General features: G+C 68.5%; 14 protein-coding genes. 2 read left to right on the top strand and 12 right to left on the bottom strand.

Features of this window, described 5'->3' with window-relative positions:
* The 9 genes from VD972_RS33430 to VD972_RS33470 form a co-directional block, all read right to left on the bottom strand.
* Positions 1 to 586 (bottom strand): acyl-CoA dehydrogenase family protein (locus VD972_RS33430; protein ID WP_324992853.1); only part of this gene is annotated, 586 nt, incomplete at its 3' end.
* A 19-nt stretch (positions 587 to 605) separates the two neighbouring features.
* A complete protein-coding gene (locus VD972_RS33435) occupies positions 606 to 1052 on the bottom strand; it encodes an AgmX/PglI C-terminal domain-containing protein (RefSeq protein ID WP_324992854.1) in 447 nt (148 codons plus the stop codon).
* 2 nt (positions 1053 to 1054) lie between these two features.
* Positions 1055 to 2197, bottom strand: a complete 1143-nt coding sequence (locus VD972_RS33440) for an acyl-CoA dehydrogenase (RefSeq protein ID WP_324992855.1) — start codon at positions 2195 to 2197, stop codon at positions 1055 to 1057.
* A 186-nt stretch (positions 2198 to 2383) separates the two neighbouring features.
* Positions 2384 to 3166 (bottom strand): enoyl-CoA hydratase/isomerase family protein, encoded by a 783-nt coding sequence (locus tag VD972_RS33445; RefSeq protein WP_324992856.1) that lies wholly within the window; start codon positions 3164 to 3166, stop codon positions 2384 to 2386.
* A gap of 24 nt (positions 3167 to 3190) precedes the next feature.
* The gene (locus tag VD972_RS33450; protein WP_324992857.1) at positions 3191 to 4039 is read right to left on the bottom strand and encodes a 3-hydroxybutyryl-CoA dehydrogenase; all 849 of its coding nucleotides are present in this window, start codon (positions 4037 to 4039) and stop codon (positions 3191 to 3193) included.
* A gap of 61 nt (positions 4040 to 4100) precedes the next feature.
* A complete protein-coding gene (locus tag VD972_RS33455) occupies positions 4101 to 4460 on the bottom strand; it encodes a hypothetical protein (protein WP_324992858.1) in 360 nt (119 codons plus the stop codon).
* A 44-nt stretch (positions 4461 to 4504) separates the two neighbouring features.
* Positions 4505 to 4999, bottom strand: a complete 495-nt coding sequence (locus VD972_RS33460) for a hypothetical protein (RefSeq protein ID WP_324992859.1) — start codon at positions 4997 to 4999, stop codon at positions 4505 to 4507.
* Between the two features lie 24 nt (positions 5000 to 5023).
* Positions 5024 to 6112: an iron-sulfur cluster carrier protein ApbC gene (apbC, locus tag VD972_RS33465; protein WP_324992860.1), complete on the bottom strand. Its 1089-nt coding sequence runs from the start codon at positions 6110 to 6112 to the stop codon at positions 5024 to 5026.
* A gap of 161 nt (positions 6113 to 6273) precedes the next feature.
* On the bottom strand, positions 6274 to 6876 hold the full coding sequence (locus VD972_RS33470) for a hypothetical protein (protein ID WP_324992861.1): 603 nt from the start codon (positions 6874 to 6876) through the stop codon (positions 6274 to 6276).
* 211 nt (positions 6877 to 7087) lie between these two features.
* Here VD972_RS33470 and VD972_RS33475 point away from each other — a divergent pair, with 211 nt between their 5' ends.
* Positions 7088 to 7477 (top strand): hypothetical protein, encoded by a 390-nt coding sequence (locus VD972_RS33475; protein ID WP_324992862.1) that lies wholly within the window; start codon positions 7088 to 7090, stop codon positions 7475 to 7477.
* Between the two features lie 26 nt (positions 7478 to 7503).
* Here VD972_RS33475 and VD972_RS33480 read toward each other — a convergent pair whose 3' ends face one another.
* Positions 7504 to 8562, bottom strand: coding sequence for a zinc ribbon domain-containing protein (locus VD972_RS33480; protein WP_324992863.1), 1059 nt, complete (start codon positions 8560 to 8562; stop codon positions 7504 to 7506).
* 66 nt (positions 8563 to 8628) lie between these two features.
* Between VD972_RS33480 and VD972_RS33485 the strand changes: the two genes are divergently transcribed.
* Positions 8629 to 9402 (top strand): alpha/beta hydrolase, encoded by a 774-nt coding sequence (locus VD972_RS33485; protein WP_324992864.1) that lies wholly within the window; start codon positions 8629 to 8631, stop codon positions 9400 to 9402.
* Between the two features lie 24 nt (positions 9403 to 9426).
* On the opposite strand, the gene VD972_RS33490 is transcribed toward VD972_RS33485, so the two are convergent.
* Together VD972_RS33490 and sppA are read right to left on the bottom strand one after the other, a co-directional pair.
* Positions 9427 to 10587, bottom strand: a complete 1161-nt coding sequence (locus tag VD972_RS33490) for a carboxylate--amine ligase (protein ID WP_324992865.1) — start codon at positions 10585 to 10587, stop codon at positions 9427 to 9429.
* Positions 10588 to 10695: 108 nt separating this feature from the next.
* The coding region (gene sppA / locus VD972_RS33495) for a signal peptide peptidase SppA (protein ID WP_324992866.1) at positions 10696 to 12035 on the bottom strand (1340 nt) is incomplete at its 5' end.

Consider the following 12035-nt stretch of genomic DNA (forward strand, 5'->3'; position numbering starts at 1 on the left):
TGCCGATGAGGAGGCCCTTCGTCCCGCCCTCCACGATGAAGCAGGACAGGCCCTTGTTGCCCGCGGAGGACGTGCGCGCCCACACCACCATCACCCCCGCGTGCGCGCCCGAGGTGATCCACTGCTTGCTGCCGTTGAGCACCCACGTGTCGCCCTTGCGCACCGCCGAGGTGAGCATCGCCCCCGGATCCGAGCCCGCATGCGGCTCGGAGAGCGCGAACGAGCCCACCACCGCCTCGCCCGACACCAGCTTCGTGACGAACTTCTCCCGCTGCGCCTCGGTGCCAAACGCGTGGATCAGCTCCGCGCACATGTTCGTCACCGACATGGCCACCGAGGTGGAGGCATCCGCTGCGGCGATCTCCATCATCGCCAGGGCGTAGGCCACCACGCCGGCCTCGGCGCCACCGAAGCGCGCGGGGATGTTCACCCCCATCAGCCCGACTTCGGCCAGCTCCTTGAGGAGCGCTGTGGGGAAGATCTCCTCGCGATCGAAGGTGCGCGCCTGCGGGGCCACCTTCTCCTTGGCGAACTTGCGCGCGGTGTCGCGGATGAGCGTCTGGGTCTCGGTCAGCTCGAGGTTCACGGGCGGCTTCCTAGCCTTCCTAGTCGATGGCCTTGAGGTTGAACGGGTACTCGATGGGGTGGTCCTTGCCGTCCGGCGGCTTGGGGAAGCTCATCGCCATCAGCACCGCCTCCACGCAGTCGTGCAGCCCCTCGTCCTTCAGCGTCGTGCCCTTCCTCAGCACCTTGGCGTCCTTCACCAGGCCCCTGTCGGTGACGGTGAAGGACGTCATCAGCTTGCCCTCCACCTTCTTCGACTTCGCCGCCATGGCGTCCTCGTAGCACTCCTGGATCTTCCCCTTGTGGTGGAGGATCACCTGCTGGACCGAGTCCGGCGTGAAGGGCATCCGGCTCACGTCCAGCTCCTCCGGGGCCTTCTTCACCCCTGCCGAGCCCTTGCCACTCTTTGCCCCCGACTCTCCCTGAGCGAGCGCGACTCCGGAGGCCAGGGAGGCCAGGAACACCACCGCGAGGAAGGACCGCTTCATGGCTACTCCTTCAGCAGGTTGGCCGAGATGACGATGCGCTGGATCTCGCTCGTGCCCTCGTAGATCTCCGTGATGCGGGCGTCGCGCACGTGGCGCTCGACGTCCATCTCCTTGCTGTAGCCCATGCCACCATGCACCTGCAGGGCCTTGTTCGCCACGCGGCTGGCCATCTCGCTGGCGTACAGCTTCGCCATGGCGCTCTCCTGGCTGTGGCGCACGCCCTTGTCCTTGAGGAGCGCCGCCTGGAGCACCAGCAGCCGCGCCGCGTCGATCTCCGTGGCCATGTCCGCCAGCATGAACTGGATGGCCTGGTGATCCCGGATGGGCTTGCCGAACGTCTTGCGCTCGCCCGAGTACCGCACCGCCTCCTCGAAGGCCGCGCGGGCGATGCCCAGCGCCTGCGCCGCGATGCCGATGCGCCCGCCGTCCAGCGTGCTCATGGCGACCTTGAAGCCGTCGCCCTCCTTGCCCAGGATGTTCTTGGCCGGCACGCGCATGTCCTCGAAGAACATGGAGCAGGAGTGCGCCGCGCTGATGCCCATCTTCTTGTCCGGCTCGGCGCGGATGAAGCCCGGTGTGTTCGTGGGCACCAGGAAGGCGGTGATGCCCCTGTTGCCCGCCTCCTTGTTCGTCATGGTGAACAGGACGATGGCGTCCGCTTTGGGGCCGACGGTGATCCAGTTCTTCGAGCCGTTGATCACGTACTCGTCGCCCCGGCGCACGGCCACCGTCTTCTGCGCCGCCGCGTCGCTGCCGGCCTCGGGCTCGGTGAGGCCGAAGCAGCCCAGCTTCTCGCCGCGCGCGAACGGCACCAGGAACTCCTGCTTCTGCGCCTCGGTGCCGAACTTCATCACCGGATCGCAGTAGAGCGAGTTGTTCACGCTCATGATGACGCCCGTGGAGGCACAGCCTCGGCTGATCTCCTCCATGGCGATGGCGTAGCAGACGTTGTCCAGCCCGGCGCCGCCGTACTGCTCCGGCACCGCCACGCCCAGCAGGGCCAGCTCCGCGAGCTTCTTCACGGCCTCGGTGGGCCACGCGTGGGTCTCGTCCCACTTGCGGGCGTTCGGGATGAGCTCTTTCGCGGCGAACTCACGGCACATCCGCTGGATGTCACGCTGGATGTCGGTCAGCTCGAAGTTCATGGCACTCCTGAGGGAAGGGGCTCGGACTCCATATAATGGGGCGCGGCGCTGGGGAACACCGCTCATCCGCGCTGCCCCCGAGTGCAGGTTGCCGCGCCCATGAGAAACCGACCGGTCGGAAGGTCCCCGGGCCGGATTCGTGTCCCAGGGAACATTTCCAGCAGTAGGGAGCCTGTGGGAGGGCGCCTACTTGCCCGTGAAGGCGGCGGGGCGCTTCTCGAGGAAGGCCTTCATGCCCTCGCGCTGGTCCTCCGAGCCGAAGAGGACGGCGAAGCCCTGGCGCTCCAGCTCGTTGGCCGCGCGCAGATCCTGGTCCGCGCCGAACTCGATGACGCGCTTGGCCTGGGAGATGGCCAGCGGGCCATTCTTGAGGATCTTCTCGGCCACCGTGCGGCAGTGCTCCAGGAGCTTCTCCGCGGGCAGCACGTCCAGCACCAGGCCGTACTCCTTGGCCTGCGCCGCGCCCACGTGGCCGCCCGTGAAGATGAGCTCCTTGGCCCGCATCTTCCCCACGAGCCGGGTGAGCCGCTGCGTCCCGCCGAAGCCCGGGATGACGCCCAGCGACACCTCGGGCAGCCCCAGCTTCGCCTTCTCCGAGGCGTAGATGAGATCGCAGGCCAGGGCCAGCTCGCAGCCTCCGCCCAGGGCGAAGCCGTTCACCGCCGCGATGGTGGGGCACGGCAACGACTCCAGCATCATCAGCACGCGGTGGCCCTGCGCGGCGAACTCGCGCGCCTGGGCCGCGCTGATCGAGGACATCTCCGAGATGTCCGCCCCCGCCACGAAGGCCTTCTCTCCTCCGCCGGTGACGATGAGCGCGCGCGTGCCCGAGTCCAGGGACTGCAGCGCGGACTCGAGCTCCTGGAGCGTCTTGCTGTTGAGCGCGTTGAGCGCCTTGGGCCGATCGATCGTGAGCGTGGTGATGGCGCCCTGCGACTCCAGCTTGATGTTCTCGTAGTGCTTGGACATGGGGTCCTCTCTGGGTGGGAAGCTCTAGTACTTGTAGAAGCCGCGGCCGCTCTTCTTGCCGTACCAGCCGGCGTCCACGTACTGCCGCAGCAGCGGGCACGGGCGGTACTTGGAATCGCCCAGCCCCTTGTGGAGCACCTCGGCGATGGAGAGGCACGTGTCCAGGCCGATGAAGTCCGCCAGCTGCAGCGGGCCCATGGGCTGGTTCGTCCCCAGCTTCATCGCCGTGTCGATGTCCTCCGCCGTCCCCAGCCCCTCCATCAGCGCGAAGCACGCCTCGTTCAGCATGGGGATGAGGATGCGGTTGACGATGAAGCCCGGCATGTCCTTGGACACCACCGTCGTCTTCCCCATCTTCTCCGCCAGCGCCCGCGTCCTCTGGTACGTCTCGTCTGACGTCGCCGCGCCACGGATGAGCTCCACCAGCTGCATCACTGGCACCGGGTTCATGAAGTGCATCCCGATCACTGCCTCGGGCCGCTTCGTCCCCGCCGCGATCCGCGTGATCGGGATGGAGGAGGTGTTCGTCGCCAGCACGCCCCCCGGCTTCACCACCCCATCCAGCTCCTGGAAGATGCGGCGCTTGAGCTCCTCGTTCTCCGTCACCGCCTCGACGGCGAAGTCCACGTCCTTCACCTCGGCGGCGCTGGTGGACGTGGCCAGGTTCGCCTCGGCCGCCTTGCGCTTCGCGTCATCCAGCTTGCCCTTCTCCACCAGCTTCGCCAGGCCGGCCCGGATCCGGTCCGCCCCCTTGGCGAGCCCCTCTTTCGAGACGTCCACCAGCGTGACGCGCAGCCCCGCCTGCAGCGACACCTGTGCGATGCCCGCTCCCATCTGCCCTGCCCCGACGACGATGATGTGCTCGGTTGCCATGGCGTTTCCTGCTCCGGCCGAGAGTGAAGTGCGGGCGCTATAGCCCTCGCCCTCCCACCGGTCAACGACTCGCGGGCAGCCTCAGCGTCCGGAGGACGTACTTCTCCGCGCCGATTGTCAGCGGCTCCACCAACGGCGGCCGCGAGGGGCGGCCCTGCTCCTTCACGAAGATGAGCGTGCGGTAGGAGCCCTCCGGGAGCTTCACCTTCAGGGTCACCTCGGGCGGAGCCCCGGAGGGAAAGAAGCGCTCCTCCCGCTTGAGGATCTTCCCCTCCGGATCCACCACCTGGAAGTCCAACGCCCGCACCGCGCTCCAGCTCGAGCCGTCGAGCTGCCACACCAGCTCGCGCTCCGGCGTGCCCGTCGTCTGCCACAGCCACACGCCCAGAGCCGCCATCACCAGCAGGGGCAGGCGCTTCACCAAGGGGTGGCTCCGCCAGCCGGGTCTCGCTTCAGCCTCCAATGTCACTCCTTCTTCGTCCGCTTGCCGCGGCGCGCGTTCAGCTCGGAGATGACCACCTTCGGGGTCGCGGAGGCGCCAGCGCCCTTCTCGGGCTCGCGCGCCTCGGACTCGCCCGCCTTCTTCTCCTCGTCGGCGGGCACCAGGCGAATCTGCGCCCTCACGTCCAAGGTCATTCCCGACATCAACTTCACGAACTCCTCGCGCAGCTTCTCCGACTGCAGGAAGCGGCGCAGCTCCTCCGCCAGCACCCGGCCGACTTCGTCCTTCGTCTTCTCGGCCTGGGAGAGCACGAAGCCCAGCATCTCCTTGGGCAGCTTGAGCTGCCCGGCGAGGTTGCGGATGCCCTCCTCCGTCATGAAGATGGCGCCCAGCCCCGCCACCGCCACCTTGCGCACGAAGTCGGGCACGAAGCCCGCGCGCCCCTCGCGGCCTGCCTGCGGCTGCTCATAGTCATCGTCGAGCGGATCTGGCGGAAAATCGTCGCTGTCACCAGCCATGAGGGACCTCGGGGACTGCGGGACTCAGCGCGCCTGCATCACCGGCAGCTGGATCGCCCGCGCGCTCTCGGTGGACACCCGGCCGGCCACGTTCCGGGCGATCTCCATGAAGGCCTGCGCCTGCGGGCTCTGCGGCGAGCCCGCCACCACTGGCACTCCCGAGTCTCCCGACTCGCGCACCTTCAGATCCAGGGGCACCTCGCCCAGGAACGCGATGTTGAACATCTCCGCGGCCTTCCGGCCGCCGCCGTGGTTGAAGATGTGCGTTGTGTGGGAGCAGTTCGGGCAGACGAACGTGCTCATATTCTCCACGATCCCGAGCACCGGGATGTGGACCTTGTCGAACATCTGCTTGGCGCGGACCACGTCCGCCAGCGCCACGTCCTGGGGCGTGGTGACGAGCACCGCCCCCGCGGCCCGCACGCTCTGAGAGAGCGACAGCGCCACGTCGCCCGTGCCCGGCGGCAGATCCAGGATCAGGTAGTCCAGCTCGCCCCAGTTCACGTCCCGCACCAGCTGCATCAGCGCCCCGTGCAGCATGGGCCCGCGCCAGATGAGCGCCTGATCCGTCTCCACCAGGAAGCCGATCGACATGACCTTCAGCCCATGCTTGATCATGGGGTTGAGCTTCTTGCCGTCCGGGCTTACCGGGCGCTCGGTGATGCCCGTCATCAGCGGGATGGACGGGCCGTAGAAGTCCGCGTCCAGCAGGCCCACCTTGGCCCCGTGCTGCGCCAGCGCCACGGCCATGTTCACCGCCACCGTGCTCTTGCCCACGCCGCCCTTGCCCGCGCCCACCAGGATGATGTTCTTCACGCCCGGTAGCAGCGCCTGCCCCTGCCCCGGCGCCGCTCCACCCGTGCCTCGCACCTGCGCGCCCCACTCGATGTCGAAGGACTTCAGCCCCGGCACCGTCTTGAGCGCCGCCTCGGCGTCCGCCTGGATCTTCCCCTTGAGCGGGCAGGCCGGCGTCGTCAGCTCGATCTTCAGCTTCACCGTGTCGCCGCTCAGGCGGATGTCCTTCACCATGCCCGCCTTCACCAGATCCACGTGCAGCTCGGGATCCATCACCTTGGACATCGCCGTGAGGATGTCGCGCTCGGAGACGCTCATCAGGACACCTGAAACCTTTTGGAAATCGGGCAGTTGCGGGCCCAGAAGGGCGCGGAGGATGGCCAGCCCCCCCCTGGGCTGTCAACGACGTTTAACGGGCCGAGCCCCCCTCCGCATGCTCCAGGCCCCCGTTTGCCTGCATGGCCCCAGAAGGCCCAGGCTCACTCGATGGCGGCCACCCGGTACTCGCCCTCCTCCAGCACCAGCCGCACCGCGCGATCCGCCCCCAGCGGGAATGCGGCATCGCTGTTCGTCACCTTCACGTTGCCCCGGAGCGCCAGCCGCGCACGGCGCACACGCTCCCTCGCCAGGGGCTCGCGCTGGAAGTCATCGCGGAACCGATCCGGCGTGTAGCGGGAGCGCTGCGGCGCGCTCAGCAGGCTCCAGGCCTTCTCCCAGTCCCGCGCGTCCACCGCGTTGAGGAAGCGCGTCAGGACGGCCTTGGCCTCATCCGACGGCCGTGTCTCCACCACGCGCCAGGCGTCCTGTCGGCGCTCCACGATCAGGTTCGGGGCCCGCGCCTCCAGCTCACCCACGACAGCCCTCACGGACGCAGCCCGCTCGCGGCGTGCGGTGGCGTCCTTATAGCGATCCCGGAAGCCCTGCTCTCCTTCGGGCAGCCCGGTGGTGAGGGCGTAGGCGTCCGAGAGCCGATCCTCCTCGAGCGCTCTCGCATAGGCCTCCGCGGCGACAGAGGGGCCCTTCGGCGTCGCACAGCCAGTGGTCACGGCCAGGAGCAGGAGCAGGCGGCGAGAAGGCTTCATGGCGGGTGGCAGCGTAGCACCCGGCGTGCGGCTCGGGTCGGTGCCGCTCCAGCGCACGTGCCGGGCCGGAGAGCAGTCATCACTCGGACCCACCTGGCAGGAGTTCTGCCTACCTTTCCTCTCTGAGGGTTCCCGAAACGCCACTGCACTGTGACAAAGGGGATGTTTAGAGTGCCTCTCGCACTGCGGCTCGGCACCCGAGGGACTCTTCATGAAGATGACGCTCCAGTACGAGGCGCTCCAAGACATCTACGTCTTGAAGTGCATCGATGTCCGGATCGACAACGTGGCGTCCCTCCAGGAGTGGGCGACCCAGCTGCGCGAGCTGCTCGAGGGCGTGGGCAAGAAGATCTACCTCATCATCGACATTGAACACTTCCACCTGTCGGCCCAGATGGCGCCCGCGTACGGCCCCATCGCCCGGGAAGTGCTGTCTCGCTTCGCGCTGGGGTGTGTCCGTTTCGGCTCGACGGAGAACACGACCCGCGCCGCCATCCGCCTCCAGGCCAGCCTCAATCAGTTCCCCTCCAACATCATGCCGGACAAGGAGACCGCGCTGGCCGTCATCCAGCAGATCCGTGAGCTGTCCGGCAAGCGTTGAGTCCCGCCTCAGGAGCACTCCATGTCTCACGCTCCCGAGCCCGCGCGCGGTCGCTGCATGAAGTCGCGCGCCACCGCGACGTCGACGAGGAGTGCTCCCGCGAGGAAGAGCCACGGGCCGATGGCTGAAGCCAGCCCGGCAATGCCCCATAGAGTGACGACGCCCGCGAGCACGGGCAGCACCCACGGTGGGAGCGAGGCCCTCATCCGCCGAGCCCGCGTCAGCCCCACGAGCCCGCCCAGCCCCAGCAGCACTCCGGACGCGTAGGGGCGGCCCCGGCCGGAAGCCGCGTACGCAGGCACCCAATTCATCATCGGGGTGAAGCGATACTCGTAGCGATCCGTGTACTGCCGGGTGAAGCCGTCCATCTGCATGTCGCGCACGTGGTAGGGCTGGATGCCGCCCACGAAGTAGCCGCCTCTGCCGTAACCCCAGGAGAAGAAGAGCGCCGCCACACACACGAGCGAGCCCGCAAGCACCCAGCGGCCGAGGCGCTTCTCCGCAGGCCCCGGTGAGCCTTGCTCCGCCACGAACGCGGCGAGCGCGCGCCGCTGATCGTAGCCGAGCACCACTGCGGCGAGCAGCCAGAGCAGCGGCACGATCCCGAAGCCCAAGGTGAGGATCGCCTGGACGAACGTGAGGATGGTGAACGCGGGCAGGAAGATCGGGCGCTCGGCAACGCGCGCCGCGCGCACCACAGGCTCCGGCAGGGCGCGCCCCGCGGCATGAAGCTCACGCGCGCCAATGAGCAGGCTGCCCGCGAGCATCACCACCGACCACCCCACACCAATGCTGTGGAAGGTCGGCAGCATGGAGAGCACGAGGGCGAGCGTCACCAGCCCGGCCCCCAGCAGTGCCAACGAGCGCCCGGGGATGCGCTCGCGCAAGCGCGGGTCCTCCAGGACGGACTTCACCGCGTTGGCGGTGTGTCCCGCAGCACGCCGGGTCGCCTCCGCCGCGGACGAGGCGGCCTTCGCTACCTCGGGAGGCAGCCCAGCGCGCGAGGGCGTGACGGGCTCTCCACAGTGGGGGCAGGATCGGCTGCCAGCCTCCGGGAGAGGCTGGCCACAGTGCACACAGGACATGGCCCAAGCTTAGTCATTGGCCGACACAGAGCGCCCATCTATCGTGCGGGGCGACGAACCCCCTCCATGAGCACCCTCCAGATCATCCGCGCCTTCCACTCCCCCCAGGAAGGCCTCACCCGCACCCTGCGCATCTGCACCCCGGAGGGGTACGAGCCATCCTCGGATCGGCGCTACCCCGTCCTCTACATGCTCGACGGGCAGAACGTCTTCGCCCACCCGGAGTCGGCCATCTATGACACCTGGTGCGCCAACAGGGTGCTCGACTCCCTGGTGCACGAGGGCCACACGGAGTCGTGGCTCATCGTCGCCGTCGACTCCGGGGCCAACCGCCTCTCCGAGTACTCCCCGTGGGACGAGCCCCGGAGCCACGTCACCGCGCGCGGCGAGCCCTATGTCCGCTTCATGGTCGAGACGCTGAAGCCCTTCGTGGACAGTCACTGGCCCACGCGGCAAGGCCCGGAGTGGACGGGCGTCATCGGCTCGTCCATGGGCGGGCTGATGTCGCTCTACCTGGGCTGGCGGCACCCGGAGCTGTTCGGCCGCCTCGGCGGCATGTCGCCCTCGGTGATGTGGAGCTACGGCCGCCTCTTCGAGCACTGGACGTCCCATACCCGCCGCTGGACGCGCATCTACCTGGATGCGGGCGAGCACGAGACCGTCGATCCCGTGGGCTGGCCGATGTTCTACGGCGAGGCCACGCGGGCCTTCTACCTCCACCTCAAAGGCCTCGGGTACGCCGACCACGAGGTGGCCCTCTTCCTGGAGCCCGAGGGCCATCACCACGAGCGGGACTGGCAGCGCCGGTTGCCCACGGCGCTGCGCTGGTTGCTCAGCTGAGCCTGCGCGCGGCGAGGGCCCAGCTCAAGGGCACGCCTGGATGAAGTGGACGGCGTTGCGCATGGCCTCCAGCTCCTGATGGCGCGAGAGGTACATCTCGTTGCCCAGCGCGCTGTGGAAGACGGAGGGCAGCTCCCGGTGATCGATCAGCGCTCCACCGAGCCGCGAGACGACTTCTGCATGCGGGTGCTTGTACGCGCGGCCCGCCCGGCGGGAGGTATGACAGACGTGGTACTTGCGCGTGTACTGAAAGCCGCTCACCCGCTCGCCGGAGATCATCCGCGCCCACAGCCGGTACACGTCGATGTCGCAGGCGTAGTTGATCATGTCCATCACGAAGGCACCGGGTGGACGCAGGTTGGCCTCGAGCGCGGTGTAGCTCCCATCCTCGAGGCGGAAGAACTCCAGGTGGAACCAGCGCTCCCGCAGGCCGAGCGCGGCCAGGGTGCGGCGGCCCACCTCTTCCAGCGCGGGCGGCAGCTCTCGCTGGCTCCAGATGGAGATGTCGCGCTGCTCGAGCACGGACTCCATGATGCCGGTGCTGTACTCGTGGCTGAAGGTGCAGACGAGCTGTCCGTCCCCGTCCACCATGCCGTCGTAGGTGACGATGGTGCCCTTCACGAACTTCTGCGCCGTGTAGCCGCGCAGGGGCTGGGAGAACGCGGCGTCGACTTCGGCGTCACTCTTGACCGTGAAGGTGTCGGCGGCGCCCACGCCCACGTCCGGCTTGAGGACGAGCGGATAGTCCACGCGCTGGCCAAAGGCCTTCACGGCGGCGGCGTCCCGGGCGGAGATGGCGTCCGGGTGGGCAATGCCCGCCTCCTTGAAGAGATCGTGCATGCCCAGCTTGGAGCGCAGCCTGCGCACGTCCGCGCTCAGCAGTCCGGGCACGTGGAAGTCCTCCCGCAGCCGGGCCTCGACCTCCAGCCACGTCTCGTTGAGCGAGTCGATCCGATCGATGCGGCCGTAGCGCCAGGTGAAGTAGCCGCCCGCGCGCAGCATGGCGTCCGCGTCATCGAGCCGAGGCGTGAAGTAGTACTCGCTTAACGCGCCGCGTAGCTCGTGCCGCAAGGTGTCATAAGGGGTGTCGCCGATTCCCAGCACGTGAATGCCGCGCTCGCGCAGGGCGGTGACGAAGTGAAGGAAATGCGGGGGGAAGTGAGGGGAGATGAAGACGACGTTCATGGTTCCGCGGGCACCCTCCTACTCCCAGGATAGTGGAGTTGCCGCAAAGTGAACGCTCCGTTTTACGCAGCGCGTCGAGTGGGCGGACGGCTGGCCGGACGGAGGCCTTCAGCCCTCGAACCGCTGACCCGCTCCCCTCCTCCCGAGGGACCAGGATGCAGGGCAGAGTGCGTATAGGTGCGCGCCCGACAGGTTCAGCAACAGCTGCAGCAGGGAGCGCTTGCGCTCTCCTCCGCTGTAGGTCGCGAGGTCGAACTTCCCCAGGGGGACCTGGGCCAGCTCCAGCGCGTGGCGGCACGCCTCGTCGAAGCTTCCCGAGCGATCGACGAGCCCCGCGGCCAGTGCGCGAGTGCCCGAGTACACGCGTCCCTCGGCGCGCTCGTGGATCTCCTCCTTCGTCCGGCCGCGGGCCTTGGCCACGTGGGCGAGGAAGGCCTGGTACGTCTCCTCCACCTCCGCCTCCAGCGCGGCGCGCTCGTGCGGCGTGAAGCCTCGGGAGGTGGAGAAGATGCCCGCGTTCTCCCCTCGCGCGATGATCGTCCTGCGCACACCCAGGCGCTCCATCAGCCCGGAGGCCTCGAACTTGCCGGCGAAGACGCCAATGGAGCCGACGATCGCGTGCGGCGTCGTCCAGATCTCCTTGGCACCCAGGACCGCCATGTACCCGCCGCTGGCGCACACCTCATCCACAAAGGCGATCACCGGCTTCTTGCGCGCCACGCGCTGCACGGCCTCCAGGATCAGCTCCGAGGCCAGCGCCGAGCCCCCCGGGCTGTCGACATAGAGCACCACGGCCTTGGCCTGCTTGTCCCGGCCAGCCGCGCGCAGCGCCTTCACCACCGACTCCGCGCCCGCCACCTTGGGCCCCAGTCCGCCTGAAGAGCCCTTCCCCGAGGCGATCATCCCCGAGATTGACACCAGCCCGAGCTTGGGCCGCCGCCGCACTGGCCGCCACTTCACCGGAGGGAATGGCAGCGTGCCCAGCCAGGAGGACATCGGCTCGATCGGCTCCTCGGCGTCGTCGGAGTCCTTCTCCTTCTCCTCGCGCTTGCGGTCGTCCAGCCGCGCCGGGAGGTCCGCCTCGCTGCACAGCCCGTCGACGAGCCCCACTGTCACCGCGCGCTGGGCGCTGTAGGGCCCGGCGTCGATGAGCGCCCGCACCTCCTCGGGTGTGCGCTCGCGGCCGCGGGCCACCGAGTCCACGAGATCGGCGTACCGCTCGTCGAGGAGGGCCTCCAGCGTCTTGCGCTGGATGTCCGAGACGTGGGCATGGGTGAACAGCTCGGGCGCCGTCTTGTAGTCGCCTCGGCGCACGAAGTGGGCCTGGATGCCCACGCGGGAGAGCCCCTCCCCGAGCGCCGTGGCCTCCGCGGCGTAGCCCACCAGGTCGAGCCGTCCGGCGGGAGCCAGCAGCACCTCGTCCGCGGCGCACAGCACCTGGTAGCCGA

The organism is Hyalangium sp., from assembly GCF_035629615.1.
Taxonomy (GTDB): Bacteria; Myxococcota; Myxococcia; order Myxococcales; family Myxococcaceae; genus Hyalangium.

Excerpts from the sequence above, each read along its gene's own strand:
- VD972_RS33435 (WP_324992854.1), bottom strand. The coding sequence starts at position 1,052 with ATGAAGCGGTCCTTCCTCGCGGTGGTGTTCCTGGCCTCCCTGGCCTCC.
- VD972_RS33440 (WP_324992855.1), bottom strand. The coding sequence starts at position 2,197 with ATGAACTTCGAGCTGACCGACATCCAGCGTGACATCCAGCGGATGTGC.
- VD972_RS33445 (WP_324992856.1), bottom strand. The coding sequence starts at position 3,166 with ATGTCCAAGCACTACGAGAACATCAAGCTGGAGTCGCAGGGCGCCATC.
- VD972_RS33450 (WP_324992857.1), bottom strand. The coding sequence starts at position 4,039 with ATGGCAACCGAGCACATCATCGTCGTCGGGGCAGGGCAGATGGGAGCG.
- VD972_RS33460 (WP_324992859.1), bottom strand. The coding sequence starts at position 4,999 with ATGGCTGGTGACAGCGACGATTTTCCGCCAGATCCGCTCGACGATGAC.
- apbC (WP_324992860.1), bottom strand. The coding sequence starts at position 6,112 with ATGAGCGTCTCCGAGCGCGACATCCTCACGGCGATGTCCAAGGTGATG.
- VD972_RS33470 (WP_324992861.1), bottom strand. The coding sequence starts at position 6,876 with ATGAAGCCTTCTCGCCGCCTGCTCCTGCTCCTGGCCGTGACCACTGGC.
- VD972_RS33475 (WP_324992862.1), top strand. The coding sequence starts at position 7,088 with ATGAAGATGACGCTCCAGTACGAGGCGCTCCAAGACATCTACGTCTTG.
- VD972_RS33480 (WP_324992863.1), bottom strand. The coding sequence starts at position 8,562 with ATGTCCTGTGTGCACTGTGGCCAGCCTCTCCCGGAGGCTGGCAGCCGA.
- VD972_RS33485 (WP_324992864.1), top strand. The coding sequence starts at position 8,629 with ATGAGCACCCTCCAGATCATCCGCGCCTTCCACTCCCCCCAGGAAGGC.
- VD972_RS33490 (WP_324992865.1), bottom strand. The coding sequence starts at position 10,587 with ATGAACGTCGTCTTCATCTCCCCTCACTTCCCCCCGCATTTCCTTCAC.